At 70.6% G+C, this 14,367-nt stretch carries 13 protein-coding genes and 3 tRNA genes; 8 read left to right on the forward strand and 8 right to left on the reverse strand.

Going from position 1 to position 14,367, the window contains the following annotated elements; all coding sequences use genetic code 11:
- Positions 1–15: 15 nt before the first annotated feature.
- The 7 genes from purF to purS form a co-directional block, all read right to left on the reverse strand.
- Entirely contained in the window at positions 16–1,542 is a 1,527-nt protein-coding gene (gene purF, locus ABZ564_RS03940; RefSeq protein WP_360848984.1) for an amidophosphoribosyltransferase, read from the reverse strand.
- A 369-nt stretch (positions 1,543–1,911) separates the two neighbouring features.
- Positions 1,912–2,781: an META domain-containing protein gene (locus ABZ564_RS03945; RefSeq protein WP_360848987.1), complete on the reverse strand. Its 870-nt coding sequence runs from the start codon at positions 2,779–2,781 to the stop codon at positions 1,912–1,914.
- A 136-nt stretch (positions 2,782–2,917) separates the two neighbouring features.
- Positions 2,918–3,718, reverse strand: a complete 801-nt coding sequence (locus tag ABZ564_RS03950) for a sterol carrier family protein (protein ID WP_360848990.1) — start codon at positions 3,716–3,718, stop codon at positions 2,918–2,920.
- Between the two features lie 106 nt (positions 3,719–3,824).
- Entirely contained in the window at positions 3,825–4,463 is a 639-nt protein-coding gene (locus ABZ564_RS03955; protein WP_360848993.1) for a helix-turn-helix domain-containing protein, read from the reverse strand.
- A gap of 305 nt (positions 4,464–4,768) precedes the next feature.
- A complete protein-coding gene (gene purL / locus ABZ564_RS03960) occupies positions 4,769–7,018 on the reverse strand; it encodes a phosphoribosylformylglycinamidine synthase subunit PurL (RefSeq protein ID WP_360848996.1) in 2,250 nt (749 codons plus the stop codon).
- Positions 7,015–7,695, reverse strand: coding sequence for a phosphoribosylformylglycinamidine synthase subunit PurQ (gene purQ / locus ABZ564_RS03965; protein WP_360848999.1), 681 nt, complete (start codon positions 7,693–7,695; stop codon positions 7,015–7,017). The genes purL and purQ overlap by 4 nt, the downstream gene beginning before the upstream one ends.
- Positions 7,692–7,952, reverse strand: a complete 261-nt coding sequence (gene purS, locus ABZ564_RS03970; RefSeq protein WP_360849002.1) for a phosphoribosylformylglycinamidine synthase subunit PurS — start codon at positions 7,950–7,952, stop codon at positions 7,692–7,694. The genes purQ and purS overlap by 4 nt, the downstream gene beginning before the upstream one ends.
- Positions 7,953–8,338: 386 nt before the next feature.
- Here purS and ABZ564_RS03975 point away from each other — a divergent pair, with 386 nt between their 5' ends.
- The 8 genes from ABZ564_RS03975 (at position 8,339) to ABZ564_RS04010 (ending at position 13,257) form a co-directional block, all read left to right on the forward strand.
- Positions 8,339–8,674, forward strand: coding sequence for an Lsr2 family protein (locus ABZ564_RS03975; RefSeq protein ID WP_360849005.1), 336 nt, complete (start codon positions 8,339–8,341; stop codon positions 8,672–8,674).
- A gap of 122 nt (positions 8,675–8,796) precedes the next feature.
- Positions 8,797–8,868: transfer RNA gene (locus ABZ564_RS03980), tRNA-Gly, on the forward strand.
- An 81-nt stretch (positions 8,869–8,949) separates the two neighbouring features.
- Positions 8,950–9,022, forward strand: a tRNA-Gly gene (locus tag ABZ564_RS03985).
- Between the two features lie 248 nt (positions 9,023–9,270).
- On the forward strand, positions 9,271–10,215 hold the full coding sequence (locus ABZ564_RS03990; RefSeq protein ID WP_360849008.1) for an ABC transporter ATP-binding protein: 945 nt from the start codon (positions 9,271–9,273) through the stop codon (positions 10,213–10,215).
- Positions 10,212–11,012, forward strand: a complete 801-nt coding sequence (locus ABZ564_RS03995; RefSeq protein WP_360849011.1) for an ABC transporter permease — start codon at positions 10,212–10,214, stop codon at positions 11,010–11,012. Before ABZ564_RS03990 ends, ABZ564_RS03995 begins: the two co-directional genes overlap by 4 nt.
- Before the next feature lie 18 nt (positions 11,013–11,030).
- Complete coding sequence (locus ABZ564_RS04000) at positions 11,031–12,554, forward strand: histidine kinase (RefSeq protein ID WP_360849365.1); 1,524 nt, start codon at positions 11,031–11,033, stop codon at positions 12,552–12,554.
- Positions 12,551–13,162, forward strand: coding sequence for a response regulator transcription factor (locus ABZ564_RS04005; protein ID WP_360849014.1), 612 nt, complete (start codon positions 12,551–12,553; stop codon positions 13,160–13,162). The genes ABZ564_RS04000 and ABZ564_RS04005 overlap by 4 nt, the downstream gene beginning before the upstream one ends.
- 22 nt (positions 13,163–13,184) lie before the next feature.
- A tRNA-Gly gene (locus ABZ564_RS04010) sits at positions 13,185–13,257 on the forward strand.
- 103 nt (positions 13,258–13,360) lie between these two features.
- On the opposite strand, the gene ABZ564_RS04015 is transcribed toward ABZ564_RS04010, so the two are convergent.
- Entirely contained in the window at positions 13,361–14,275 is a 915-nt protein-coding gene (locus ABZ564_RS04015) for a phosphoribosylaminoimidazolesuccinocarboxamide synthase (protein ID WP_360849017.1), read from the reverse strand.
- Between the last annotated feature and the right edge of the window lie 92 nt (positions 14,276–14,367).

Genomic DNA, 14,367 nt, shown 5'->3' on the forward strand with positions numbered 1-14,367 from the left:
GCGGGGCGGTCCGGGTCACGGACGCCGCAGCGCGTCGGCCGCCGCGGTCGCCGCGGGGCCTGCCGCCAGCTCGGTCTCCAGCAGCTGCTTGCCGAGCAGCTCCGGGTCCGGGAGCTCCATCGGGTACTCGCCGTCGAAGCAGGCGCGGCACAGGTTCGGCTTGTCGATCGTCGTCGCCTCGATCATCGAGTCGAGCGAGATGTACGCGAGCGAGTCCGCGCCCATGGAGGTGCCGATCTCCTCGACGGACATGCCGTTGGCGATCAGCTCGGCGCGGGTCGCGAAGTCGATGCCGAAGAAGCAGGGCCACTTCACCGGCGGGGACGAGATCCGGATGTGGATCTCGGCGGCGCCTGCCTCGCGGAGCATCCGGACCAGTGCGCGCTGGGTGTTGCCGCGGACGATCGAGTCGTCGACGACCACCAGGCGCTTGCCCTTGATGACTTCCTTGAGCGGGTTCAGCTTGAGGCGGATGCCCAGCTGGCGGATCGTCTGGGACGGCTGGATGAAGGTCCGGCCGACATAGGCGTTCTTCACCAGGCCGGCGCCGAACGGGATTCCGCTGGCCTCCGCGTAACCGATGGCGGCCGGAGTGCCGGACTCCGGGGTCGCTATGACCAGATCCGCCTCGACGGGCGCCTCGGCGGCCAGCCTGCGGCCCATCTCCACACGGGAGAGATAGACGTTGCGGCCCGCGATGTCGGTGTCGGGACGGGCCAGGTAGACGTACTCGAAGACACAGCCCTTGGGCTTCGCTTCCGCGAATCGAGAGGTACGCAGCCCGTTCTCGTCGATGGCGACCATTTCGCCCGGCTCGATCTCGCGGACGAAGCTGGCGCCGCAGATGTCGAGGGCGGCGGACTCCGACGCGACGACCCAGCCGCGCTCCAGGCGGCCGAGGACCAGCGGGCGGATGCCCTGCGGGTCACGGGCGGCGTAGAGCGTGTGCTCGTCCATGAAGACCAGAGAGAAGGCGCCCCGCACCTCGGGAAGCACCTTGGCGGCGGCCTCCTCGATGGTGAGCGGCTTGCCGTCCCCGTCGGTCTGGCCGGCGAGCAGCGCGGTCACCAGATCGGTGTCGTTGGTCGCGGCGACCTGGGTGGCACGGCCGTCCTTGCGCGGGAGGTCGGCGACCATCTCCGCGAGCTGGGCCGTGTTGACCAGATTCCCGTTGTGACCGAGGGCGATCGAGCCGTGCGCGGTCGCACGGAACGTCGGCTGCGCGTTCTCCCACACCGAGGCACCGGTGGTGGAGTAGCGGGCATGACCGACCGCGATATGGCCCTGGAGCGATCCCAGGGAAGTTTCGTCGAAGACCTGCGAGACCAGTCCCATGTCCTTGAAGACCAGGATCTGGGACCCGTTGCTCACTGCGATGCCCGCGGACTCCTGTCCACGGTGCTGCAGGGCATACAGTCCGAAATAGGTGAGCTTGGCGACCTCTTCGCCCGGAGCCCAGACACCGAAGACGCCGCAAGCGTCCTGGGGGCCCTTCTCTCCGGGGAGCAGGTCGTGGTTGAGTCGTCCATCACCACGAGGCACGCCATCGAGTGTAGGGGAGATCGACCACTGGTCCGAATTGGGGATACCCCGCCGGACCAGTGGTTCAGCGCCCTCCGAGCACGCTCCCGGGCCCCCCGAAGCGGTCACGCACAGCGACCGCGATCCTTCCCGAATCTACGCGCGGCAACCGCCACAGGGCAGGCGACGCCCGGATCACCGGCGGGTTACCGGCAGGTTCCGGCCACCCTGCGCACCGGGTCTCCGGGCCGGTTCGTGGCACTGCGTGAACCACTACACGGTGGCCGGGAGCGAGGAGCCCGAACGGTCGTTTCGTGGCGAGCCTCACACTGACGCCGTCCGGTATGCGGCATCTCGGGGGCCTGCCGGGCGGTCTCCCCGGCTGTCCGGTCAGCCGTTCCGGCCCGCGGCCCGGGCACCGAGTCCCTGCTCACCGCTCTTCGTGGTGAGGGTCAGGGTGCCCAGGTCGATGCCGAAGGTCGTCGTGGTCCCGTCGAGCACCGCCCGTACGGCGCGCTCCAGCCGCGTCTCCGGGTCCGGGCACACCTTGCGGGTGACGGCGAGCGCGCCGAAGGCGATGGTGGAGCCGGACACCTCCGCCTTGCCCCGGAAGGTGTTGCAGCCGAGGGTGCCGTGGACCGTACCGTCCCGGCCGAAGGTGATCCGCGCCTTGTCCTCCGTACCGCCGGGCACGGAGGAGGCGGCGGAGCCGGAGGACAGGGTGGTGACCCGCCAGTCGGTGCCGGCGAGCGGGACCGGGCGCCGGGCGGTGAGCGCGATGGCGTCGCCGTCCGCCGTGGTCAGGGTGAGGGTCCTCTTCTCCACGGTCGCGGTGAGCTTGCCGCTGAAGGCCCCGGCCAGCAGGGACTCGAAGCGCTGGACGTCCGGCCGGCAGCCCATCTGGGTGGTCGTCTCCGGCTCCACGGTGAGGGTGTGCCCGTCGAGCCGGGCGCGCGCGGTGAACCGATTGCAGCCGTAGCTGCCGCTCGCCCGCCCGTTCGCGTCGATCTCCACGTGCGCGCCGGCCGGTGCGTCCGTGCGCCGCCCGTCGGCCGTCACCGAGCCGACGCTCCAGCGCACGCCGGTCAGGGACGCGGCGGGCCGCGCGGTGCCGGTGCCGCCGGCGGACGCGGACCGGGAGGGGCCGGCCCCGTTCCTCTCGGCCGGCTCCGTACCGCAGGCGACGAGAGCGAGCAGGGCTGCCAGCAGGCCGAGGCCCAGTCGATTGCGCTGCGTGGGTGCCTGGATGGGGATGTGCATGGGGGTGAGACGGTCGGCGCGGGGGATCCGGTTCCCCCGCGGGGCCATCGGTGGGCGGCCGGGAGAGACGGCCGGTCACCGGGTCACCCCGTCGGCGGGGCCTCCGGGCCGGGCGACCGCACGGCCGTTCGCCGGGTCACCCCATCAGGGGCAGCAGCTCGGACAGGTCCGCCCGCTCGCCGCTCGCGGCGACCTTCGCCGCTTCGACCTCCCGCGCCCACTCCGTACGCCCGGTCGCCAGCCGTATCCAGGTGAGCGGGTCGGTCTCGACGACGTTGGGCGGCGTACCCCGGGTGTGGCGCGGGCCCTGGACGCACTGCACCACGGCGAACGGCGGCACCCGGACCTCGACCGAACCGCCGGGCGCCTTCTCGGCCAGCGCGTCGGCGAGCAGCCGGCTGCACGCGGCGAGCGCCTGCCGGTCGTACGGGACGGAGAGCCCGGTCGCCGCGTTGAGGTCGTACGTGTGGACGATCAGCTCCACGGTGCGGGTGACCAGGAAGTCGCCGAGGCGCATCGCCCCGACCCGGGTGGCCAGCAGCCGGCCCTCGGGCTCCCCGGGGACCAGTTCCTCGAAGCGGGCGGCGACCTCCGCGTACAGCGCGTCCAGGTCGGGGTGGCCGGCGGCCCGCTCGGCGGTGTCGTCCGCGATCCGGGGGGCGCGGGCCGCTGTGGTGAACGGCCACTCCAGGAGGGAGACCTCGGGTTTGGCCAGGGCCGGGGCGGGAAGCTCCAGCGTCCGGCTGACGTGCGAGAGGGCCATGGTGATGTGGGCGGCGAGCTCGCGCACCGTCCAGTCCCCCAGCCCGCTCGGCGCTGCGAGCTGTTGCGGGGTCAGCATGCGTACGGCGTCCCGGACATGCGCGAACTGGGCGAGGACCGCGGTGCGGGTCCTGACCGGGTCGTAGCGCCGGGCGCGCTTCTGCGAGGGCGGCATGCCGGGAGCCTACGACGCGGCACTGACATCGATGCTGATACTCAGGTTCCGGTGCTCATGGCTCGGGCACCGGCTGACAGGGCGCCCGCTTTCCCCGGCCTCCGGGTCAGGGCCGGGTCGCGTAGTCGCCGATGCCCTTCTCCAGCAGGTCGAAGCCCCGGTGGGCCAGGACGACCGCGTCCGCGGCGACCGCGGCGGCCGGTTCACCGGCCAGCAGGCGCCGGCGGTTCTCGGTGAGCAGCGCGTTCCGGGTGCCGAGCATCTGGGAGGCGACGATGCGCGCGAGGGCCGGCTCCTCGCCCTCCTCGATCAGGGCCTCGGTGAGCTGCTCCTGGGTCCGGACGAAGAAGGCGTGGGCGCGGGTGAGGAGGGCCGGCGTCTCCAGGATGAGCCGCACGATGCCGAGCACCACCGGGGAGTCGTCCATGCCCACCGACGGGTCGTGGCGCTCGACGGCCTCGATGAACTGCCGGCGCAGCGCCGCGACCGCCGATTCGCCGGGCTCACGGTCCCGCACGACCTGGGCGGCGTCGCCGACGTGCTCCTCCAACGGCGCGAAGACCAGGTCTTCCTTGCTGTCGAAGTAGTTGAAGACGGTCATCTTCGACACATCGGCCGCGTCGGCGATCTCCGCGACGGAGACCTGGTCGAACCCGCGCTCGGAGAAGAGCCTCGTGGCCGCCGCCAGCAGCCGCCGCCGGGTCTCGATCTTCTTGCGCTCGCGCAGGCCCATCCCCTCGGTCATGCCATCAATGTACCAGGATTAAAATTAATTTGAGATAAGAATTTGACTGAATACATAAAAATCGGAGACACGGTCGATCACCCACCTGATGATCTGCCTCCCGGTCGCCCGCGGGGTCGACGCGAGCCCGGCCGGCCTCTTCCCGGCCCCCAGGGCGATCGGGACGATCCTCACCGGCCTCGCCCCGATCCTGGCGACCCGGCTCCCGGGTGCCCGTACAAGGGCCTGACGCCTCCCCTTACACACAACGCGAAACCCCCGACCGGGCGGAACCGGTCGGGGGTTTCGGCGTGAGCTGCCCGGAGCTACGCGAGCAGCGCCGGGATCGTCGCCTCGTGCGCCGTACGCAGCTCGCTCAGCGGGATGCTGAACTCGCCCTGGAGCTCGATCTCGTCGCCGTCCACGACACCGATGCGGGTCACGGGCAGACCGCGCGCCCCGCACATGTCGTTGAACCGCAGCTCCTCGCTGCGCGGGACCGAGACGACCGCGCGGCCCGCGGACTCGGAGAACAGCAGCGTGAACGCGTCGAGACCGTCCGGCACGACCAGCCGGGCACCCTTCCCGCCGCGCAGGCAGGACTCGGTGACCGCCTGGATCAGACCGCCGTCCGACAGGTCGTGCGCCGCGTCGATCATGCCGTCGCGGGAGGCCGAGATCAGAATCTCGGCGAGCAGCTTCTCGCGGCCGAGGTCCACCTTGGGGGGCATGCCGCCGAGGTGGTTGTGGACGACCTCGGACCAGGCCGAACCGCCGAACTCCTCACGCGTGTCGCCCAGCAGGTAGAGGAGCTGGCCCTCTTCCGCGAAGGCGACCGGCGTGCGCCGCGTGACGTCGTCGATCACACCGAGCACGGCCACGACCGGCGTCGGGTGGATCGCCGTCTCACCGGTCTGGTTGTACAGCGAGACGTTGCCGCCGGTGACCGGGGTGCCCAGCTCCAGGCAGCCGTCCGCGAGACCGCGGGTGGCCTCGGCGAACTGCCACATGACGTCCGGGTCCTCGGGCGAACCGAAGTTCAGACAGTCCGAGATCGCGAGCGGCTTGGCGCCGGTGGCGGCGACGTTGCGGTACGACTCCGCGAGCGCGAGCTGCGCGCCCGTGTACGGGTCGAGCTTCGCGTACCGGCCGTTGCCATCGGTCGCCAGGGCCACGCCGAGGTTGGACTCCTCGTCGATGCGGACCATGCCGGCGTCCTCGGGCATCGCGAGGACGGTGTTGCCCTGCACGAACCGGTCGTACTGGTCCGTGATCCAGGACTTCGACGCCTGGTTCGGCGACGAGACCAGCTTGAGGACCTGCTCGCGCAGCTCGGCGCCGTTCGCCGGGCGGGCCAGCTTGCCGGCGTCGTCCGCCTGCAGCGCGTCCTGCCAGGACGGGCGGGCGAACGGGCGGTGGTAGGTCGGGCCCTCGTGGGCGACGGACCGCGGCGGGACGTCCACGATCTGCTCGCCGTGCCAGAAGATCTCCAGCTGCGAACCCTCGGTCACCTCACCGATGACGGTGGCGATGACGTCCCACTTCTCGCAGATCTCCAGGAAGCGGTCGACGTGCTGCGGCTCGACGATGGCGCACATGCGCTCCTGCGACTCGCTCATGAGGATTTCCTCGGGCGAGAGGGAGGAGTCGCGCAGCGGCACGGTGTCCAGCTCGACGCGCATGCCGCCGGAGCCCGCGGAGGCCAGCTCGGACGTGGCGCAGGAGAGCCCGGCACCGCCGAGGTCCTGGATGCCCGCGACGAGCTTCTCCTTGAAGATCTCCAGGGTGCACTCGATGAGGAGCTTCTCCTGGAACGGGTCACCGACCTGGACGGCGGGGCGCTTGGCCGGACCGGTCGACTCGAAGGTCTCCGAGGCCAGCACGGAGACGCCGCCGATGCCGTCGCCGCCGGTGCGGGCACCGTAGAGGATGACCTTGTTGCCGGGGCCGGACGCCTTCGCGAGGTGGATGTCCTCGTGCTTCATCACGCCGATGCAGCCGGCGTTGACGAGCGGGTTGCCCTGGTAGCAGGCGTCGAAGACGACCTCGCCGCCGATGTTCGGCAGGCCGAGGCAGTTGCCGTACCCGCCGATGCCCGCGACGACACCCGGCAGGACGCGCTTGGTGTCGGGGTGGTCGGCCGCGCCGAAGCGCAGCGGGTCGACGACGGCGACCGGGCGGGCACCCATGGCGAGGATGTCGCGGACGATGCCGCCGACGCCCGTGGCCGCGCCCTGGTAGGGCTCGATGTACGAGGGGTGGTTGTGCGACTCGACCTTGAAGGTGACCGCGTACCCCTGGCCGACGTCGACCACACCGGCGTTCTCACCGATGCCGACGAGCATGGCGTCGTTGGCGGGGGTCTTCTCGCTGAACTGCTTGAGGTGGACCTTGCTGCTCTTGTACGAGCAGTGCTCGGACCACATCACGGAGTACATGGCGAGCTCGGCGCCGGTGGGACGGCGGCCCAGGATCTCGCGGATGCGGGCGTACTCGTCCTCCTTGAGGCCGAGTTCCTTCCAGGGCTGCGCGGTGTCCGGGGTTTCGGCCGCGTGCTTGACCGTGTCCAGGCTCATGCGTTGACCAGCTTCTTGATGATCGAGGTGAAGAAACCGAGACCGTCGGTGCGACCGGTGCCGATCAGCGGCTCCACGGCGTGCTCCGGGTGCGGCATCAGGCCGACGACGTTGCCCGCGGCGTTGGTGATGCCGGCGATGTCCCGCAGCGAGCCGTTGGGGTTGTGGCCCACGTACCGGAAGGCCACGCGGCCCTCGGCCTCCAGCTCGTCGAGCGTGTGCTCGTCGGCGGTGTAGCGGCCGTCCATGTTCTTGAGCGGTACGGAGATCTCCTGGCCCGCGGAGTAGTCCGAGGTCCAGGCGGTCTCCGCGTTCTCGACGCGCAGCGTCTGGTCACGGCAGATGAAGTGCAGGTGGTTGTTGCGCAGCATCGCGCCGGGGAGCAGGTGCGCCTCGGTCAGGATCTGGAAGCCGTTGCAGATGCCGAGGACCGGCATGCCCGCCTTCGCCTGGTCGATCACCGTCTCCATGACCGGCGAGAACCGGGAGATGGCTCCGGCGCGCAGATAGTCGCCGTAGGAGAACCCGCCCGCCAGGATGACCGCGTCGACCTGGTGCAGGTCCTTGTCGCGGTGCCACAGCGATACGGGCTCGGCGCCCGCGACCCGTACGGCCCGAAGGGCGTCCTGGTCGTCGAGCGTGCCCGGAAAGGTGACGACTCCGATACGAGCAGTCACTTCGACTCCTCGGCCTTCTCCACCTTGACGGTGAAGTCCTCGATCACGGTGTTGGCGAGGAACGTCTCCGCCAGCTCGTGAATACGGGCGAGGGCGGCGTCATCGACCGGCCCCTCGACCTGCAGCTCGAAACGCTTTCCCTGACGTACGTCCGCGATTCCCTCGAAGCCGAGACGGGGCAGTGCGCGCTGCACCGCCTGTCCCTGCGGGTCGAGGATCTCGGGCTTGAGCATGACGTCGACTACGACGCGTGCCACTGGCACTCCCGGTGTGGTGGTGTGGTGCGGCTGTTTCTCCGGAGGGGGTACCCCGGACCCCCGCGGGTCCACTCAGCGTACCTGGCCGGAGATTCTACGCGGGTAGATATCAAACGGGATAGATCACGCCCAGATTTCGGACGATCACCGGGCGGCGGAAAAGCCGCGAAACAAATGCTCACGAGCCGCCCCCATAGCCGCTGGACACGCGCAGGTAATTGGACGGGCTTCACAATGCGGTCCCAGTCGCTGTACAAATGATTACCGGGGAATGCAGCATTGCCCCCGGATGCCGACAGCAGTCGGCCCGCATCCGCGCTCACAGCCGGAAGGCCGACATCGACGCATGTCAGACGCGTCGATGCCGCAGGAAAGGACCGATATCCGTGGCGCAGCGCGTAGTGGTAACGCTCTCCGACGACATCGACGGGGGAACGGCGGCGGAAACGGTCACCTTCGCCCTGGACGGGAAGTCGTACGAGATCGACCTCAATCCGTCCAACGCAAAGAAACTGCGCAACGCCCTGGCCCCGTACATGGCGGCCGGCCGTAAGCAGACAAATACCGGCAAGCACGGCAAGGCTCCCGTTCCGTACCGGCACACCTCGCTCGCGCCCGACCCCGCGGCGGTGCGCGCCTGGGCGCGCTCGCACCGGATGGACGTGCCGGCCAGGGGCCGCATCCCCAAGAGGGTCTACGAGGCCTTCCAGGAAGCGAGTTGACGCCGCGGAAGCTCCCGCGGAGGGCCTGTGGGGGAGCCGACTTGCGCTACACCCCCGCAGGTCGGCTAGAGTCTGGAGCACGCCGAGGGGCAAGGCCGGAAAGGCCGAACCCCACGCAGCGTGCGGGTGTAGTTCAGTAGTAGAACATCCCCCTTCCAGGGGGAAGGCGCAGTGTGCAATTCCTGTCACCCGCTCTGCACGACCCCTACAGGACCATTCCGGTGGATCAGGTAGAGTAGTGCTCGCTCCACCGGTGAAAGCCGAGTGGCTGCAATGCGGACGTAGCTCAGTTGGTAGAGCGCAACCTTGCCAAGGTTGAGGTCGCCAGTTCGAACCTGGTCGTCCGCTCCGGATAACGAAGGCCCCGATCGAAATCGATCGGGGCCTTCGTCGTGTCTCCGGACTTCCGGATACTTCCTGTGCTGTGTGCGCTTCCGGATGCTTCCTGTGCTGTGTGCGCTTCCGGATGCTTCCTGTGCTGCGCGCGTCGCTTCGTGTGTCTTCCCGGTTCGCGGGCCACCACCCATGACGTTTGTCATGGGTGGTGGTGACAGCCCGCACTGCCCCCGGCCCGCCGTGGCCGGAAACCTGGAGACATGACCAGCGACGACAAGTCCCGTGAGTACGTGATCCAGGCGGAGGACGTCCGGCGCAGCTACGCCGGTGGCTTCGAGGCCGTGTCCGGCGTCTCCTTCACCGTGGCGCGCGGCGAGCTGTTCGCCCTGCTCGGTACGAACGGCGCCGGCAAGACCTCCACCGTCGAGCTCCTGGAGGGCCTGGCCCGCCCCGACGGCGGCACGGTCCGGGTGCTGGGCCACGACCCTTACGGCGAGCGCGCACAGGTCCGCCCCCGCATAGGCGTGATGCTCCAGGAGGGCGGCTTCCCGTCCGAACTGTCCGTCACCGAGACGGTACGGATGTGGGCGGGTTGCACCAGCGGCGCCCGGCCGACCGGCGAAGCCCTGGAGCTCGTGGGGCTCGGCCACCGCGCCCGCGTCCGGGTCAAGCAGCTCTCGGGCGGTGAGCGGCGGCGGCTGGACCTGGCGCTGGCTCTGCTCGGACGGCCCGAGGTGCTCTTCCTCGACGAGCCGACCACAGGCCTCGACGCCGAGGGACGGCGCGACACCTGGACGCTGGTGCGCCGGCTCCAGGAGGACGGCATCACCGTCCTGCTCACCACGCACTATTTGGAGGAGGCCGAGGCGCTCGCCGACCGGCTGGCCATCATGCACCGCGGCCGGATCGTGACCGCGGGCACCACGGCCGAGGTGACCGCCGCCCGCCCCGCCCGCATCCGCTTCGAGCTGCCCGAGGGGATTCCCGCCGCGCGGCTGCCCCTGGGGCTCCGCGCCGCCGCCGATGGCCCCCGGATCGAGATCCGTACGCACCGGCTCCAGGAGTCCCTGGCCGAACTGCTCCGCTGGGCAGCGGAGTCAAAGGTCGCGCTGCACGGGCTCGACGCCCGCTCGGCCTCGCTCGAAGAGGCGTTCCTCGACATCGCGAAGTCCGCCGCCGAAACCCAAGAGGTGCCTGTCTCATGACCGCCACGACCCCTCCCGCGCCCAGCACCCCGCGCACGACCGCCCTGACCCGGCTGACGGCTCTCGGCCGGGCCGAGCTGACGCTGCTCGTCCGGAACCGGACGGCGATCTTCGTCGCGCTGCTCATGCCGGCGGCCATGATCATGGCCATGAGGTCGACCTTCGAGAAGATCGACCTCAAGAGCACCGGCCTCACCGTCGCCGGTGCGGCGCTCATCGGTGGCATCGGGACGGTGCTCGTCCAGGCCGTCTACATGAACATGGTCGCCGCCTACGTCGCCCGGCGCGAGGAACTGGTTCTGAAGCGGCTGCGCACCGGCGAGGTCACCGACGGGGAGATCCTCGCCGGGACCGCCCTTCCGGCCGGCGCCCTCGCCCTGGCACAGAGCGCGGTGATCGTCGTCGCCGGTACGGCCTTCTTCGGCCTCGACGCACCCGAGCGCCCGGAACTGCTGGTGGCGGGGCTGCTGTTGGGCGTGGTACTGCTGACGGTCCTGGCCGCGGTCACCTCCGTGGTCACCCGCACCGTGCAGACGGCCCAGCTGACGACCCTGCCGCTGTTCCTCGTCTCGATGATGGGCTCGGGGCTCTTCGTCCCGCTGGAGATATTCCCCGACCGCCTCGCGGCGGTCTGCGAATTCCTCCCCCTGACCGGGGTGATGACCCTGATACGGGCCGGCTGGCTCGGCGCTTCCGAGAGCACCGACCTGCTCGGTGCCGCGCTGACCGGGCTGGTCTGGACGGCGGTCGCCGTGTTTGCTGTGCAGCGGTGGTTCCGCTGGGATCCGCGACGCTGAAGAGGGGGAGGGGCCGTGATGCGCGTACGGGGCTGGCACCGCAGCTGGCAGGAGCGCAGCAAGATGGAGCGGATCGACCTGTACTCACGGTTCACCATTTCCTGCATCCCCTGGCTCTTCGCCCTGGCCTGGCAGGGGGCGCCCTTCCACTCGGACATCCGTCACGAGCCGCTTCCACTGGCGCTCGGTGGGGCGCTGCTCCTGGTGAGCCTGGCCCAGTGCCTGCTGAGCAACCGCAACCTGCCGGCCGCATACGAGCACTACCTGGGCGTCTCCGACTTCCCCGGGCGGCGCCTGCTGGCCCCCATGGTGCTTCTGCTCCTGGCCGTCGGGCTGCTGGCGGCTCTGGCCGGGGTGGACGGCGTCCGTGGGGCGGGGCTGCTGCTCATGACGCTGAACGCGCCGATGGCCCTCGTGATCACACGGGTGCTGCTGGTGCCGGTCCGCCGCTTCCTCGTCGAGTCGCTCTTCCTCACCGTCTTGATCACGGGTGCCCTCGCCGCGGCCGGTGTCCGGGGCGGCACCTTGGCCGGCGTGGTGCCCTGCAGCCTCTTCGGATGTGTGCTGGTCCTGGTCTCGGTCCGGCCCAGCGCTTGGAGTACGAGCGTGATGTGGCAGGCGGAGCAGGCCCGCGACATACAGGCCAGGCTCGCCGTGGCCGAGGAACGGCTGCGCTTCGGGCGGGACATGCATGACGTGCTGGGCCGCAACCTCGCGGTGATCGCGCTCAAGAGCGAACTGGCGGTGGAGCTCGCGCAGCGCGGCAGGCCGGAGGCCGTGGACCAGATGGTCGAGGTGCAGCGGATAGCGCGCGCCTCGCAGCAGGAGGTGCGCGATGTGGTGCGCGGTTACCGAGAGGCCGACCTGAGCACGGAACTGGCCGGGGCGCAGGGGGTGCTGGGCGCGGCCGGCATCGAGTGCACGGTGACCGGAGACAGCGGTGAGCACGTACCCGCGCCCGTCCAGTCGGCGCTCGGCTGGGTCGTCCGCGAAGCCGCGACCAATGTGCTGCGGCACGGCGATCCGCGGCACTGCGCGATCCGGGTGGAAGCCACCGCGGACACCGTGGTGCTCCAGATGGAGAACGACGGCGCGACGGCTGCGGCGGCCACGTCCGACGGGCCGGGCTCCGGGCTGGCCGGCCTCCGCGAACGGCTCGGCGCGCTCGACGGCACGCTGGAGGCGGGCCCCGTGAAGGGCGGCCTGTTCCGGCTGACCGCGACGATCCCGTTGGGTGACCGGGACTGGGCGGAGGAGGAGGGCGGGGGGAGGCCCCGGAAGGCCGAGTCGCCGCGCCGCCGGACGGACAGGCCCGCCCTGGGCACCTCGCCCGACGCCCTGGGCACCTCGCCCGACGCCTTCGGCACCTCGCCCGACGCCCAGGGTGCCGAGGGTGCGCCCGGGCGCCTCGGCGTTCCCGGTGCGCCCGGGCGCCTCGGTCCGGACGATGTGCCCAGCGCCGAAGGACTGCGTCCGGGGACCGTGGTGGCCCCCGGTGTAATGGTGGGGCCGGGCCCCGGCCTGGTGGAGGGACGACGATGACCGCGGTACGGGTGCTGCTCGCCGATGACGAGCATCTGATCCGGGGCGCGCTCGCCGCCCTCCTCGCACTGGAGGAGGACCTGGTGGTGGTCGCGGAGGCGGCCACGGGCCCGGAGGCGCTCGCCATGGCCCGGGCGCACCTCCCCGATGTCGCGGTACTGGACCTGGAGATGCCGGGGGCGGACGGTGTGAGTGTCGCCACATCGCTGCGGGCCGAACTCCCGGGCTGCCGGACCATGATCGTGACCAGCCACGGCCGGCCCGGCCATCTCAAGCGGGCCCTGGCGGCGGGCGTGCGGGCCTTTGTGCCGAAGACTGTCAGTGCCCGCCAGCTGGCCGGCATCATCCGCACCGTGCAGGCCGGAAACCGTTATGTGGACCCGGAGTTGGCGGCGGACGCGATCGCCGCCGGGGACTCGCCGCTGACCGTGCGCGAGACCGAGGTGCTGGAGCTGGCGGCCGACGGGGCACCGGTCTCGGAGATCGCCGAACGGGCGTCGCTGTCGCAGGGGACCGTGCGGAACTACCTCTCGGCGGCGGCCTCGAAGCTCGGGGCGGAGAACCGTCATGCGGCAGTGCGTCTCGCACGCGAGCGGGGATGGGTATAGTAGGTATCGCGCTTCGGCGCTTGCGGACGTAGCTCAGTTGGTAGAGCGCAACCTTGCCAAGGTTGAGGTCGCCAGTTCGAACCTGGTCGTCCGCTCCGATGAAGAAGAAGCCCCCGGCCTTTCGGTCGGGGGCTTCTTCGTGTGCGAGAGGGGTCCCGTCGGTCAGGGCCTTCCCGGCCCTGACCGACGGGACGCCTTCTACTGCCAGGGCGTGCCGGTGAGGAGTTCGAACGCCTCGATGTACTTGGCGCGGGTCGCGTCCACGATCTCCTGGGGCAGCGCCGGGGGCGGCTGCTCGCTCTTGCGGTCCCAGCCGGAGGCCGGGGAGGTCAGCCAGTCGCGCACGAACTGCTTGTCGTACGACGGCTGGGCGCGACCCGGCTCCCAGGTGTCGGCCGGCCAGAAGCGGGAGGAGTCCGGGGTCAGGACCTCGTCGGCGATGATCAGTTCCTCGCCGCCGTCGGCGGTGGGCGCGAAGCCGAACTCGAACTTCGTGTCCGCGAGGATGATCCCGCGCTCGCGGGCGATGTCGCGGGCCCGCCCGTACACGTCCAGGGTGGTCCGGCGCAGCGCGGCGGCGGTCTCCGTACCGACCTGGCGGGCCACCTCCTCGTAGCTCACGTTCTCGTCGTGGTCACCGACGGCGGCCTTGGTGGCGGGGGTGAAGATCGCCCCCGGGAGCTCGGAGCCGTCGACGAGACCGTCGGGGAGGCCGATGCCGCAGACGGTGCGCGAGGCGTTGTACTCGACGAGGCCGGAGCCCGTCAGGTAGCCGCGGGCGACGCACTCGACCGGGACCATCCGCAGCGACGTGCAGACCATCGTGCGGCCCTCCCAGTCGGCGGGGGCCCCGGCAGGCACCTCGGTCGACAGGACGTGGTTCGGCACGAGGTCGGCGAGCTGGTCGAACCACCACATCGAGAGGCGGGTCAGGACGCGGCCCTTGTCCGGGATCTCGGTCGGCAGCACCCAGTCGTACGCGGAGATCCGGTCGCTGGCGACCATGACGAGGTCACCGGCCTCGTTCCGGTACAGGTCGCGCACCTTGCCCGTGTGCAGGTGGGTAAGTCCCGGCACCTGCACAGGCTCGGGCTTTTCTACAAATCCGGACACGCTGCCTCCGCGTAGGTTGTTCCAGGAACCGTTCCGATTGTCCCGTATCCGGGAACGGCCGGTCGCGTAGGGGTGCCGACCGGGTGGCCCGG

The organism is Streptomyces sp. NPDC019224 (assembly GCF_040632605.1).
GTDB lineage: Bacteria > Actinomycetota > Actinomycetes > Streptomycetales > Streptomycetaceae > Streptomyces.

Coding starts and splice junctions, on each gene's coding strand:
- ABZ564_RS03945 (WP_360848987.1), bottom strand. CDS start 2,781: ATGCACATCCCCATCCAGGCACCCACGCAGCGCAATCGACTGGGCCTC.
- ABZ564_RS03950 (WP_360848990.1), bottom strand. CDS start 3,718: ATGCCGCCCTCGCAGAAGCGCGCCCGGCGCTACGACCCGGTCAGGACC.
- ABZ564_RS03955 (WP_360848993.1), bottom strand. CDS start 4,463: ATGACCGAGGGGATGGGCCTGCGCGAGCGCAAGAAGATCGAGACCCGG.
- purL (WP_360848996.1), bottom strand. CDS start 7,018: ATGAGCCTGGACACGGTCAAGCACGCGGCCGAAACCCCGGACACCGCG.
- ABZ564_RS03990 (WP_360849008.1), top strand. CDS start 9,271: ATGACCAGCGACGACAAGTCCCGTGAGTACGTGATCCAGGCGGAGGAC.
- ABZ564_RS03995 (WP_360849011.1), top strand. CDS start 10,212: ATGACCGCCACGACCCCTCCCGCGCCCAGCACCCCGCGCACGACCGCC.
- ABZ564_RS04000 (WP_360849365.1), top strand. CDS start 11,031: ATGCGCGTACGGGGCTGGCACCGCAGCTGGCAGGAGCGCAGCAAGATG.
- ABZ564_RS04005 (WP_360849014.1), top strand. CDS start 12,551: ATGACCGCGGTACGGGTGCTGCTCGCCGATGACGAGCATCTGATCCGG.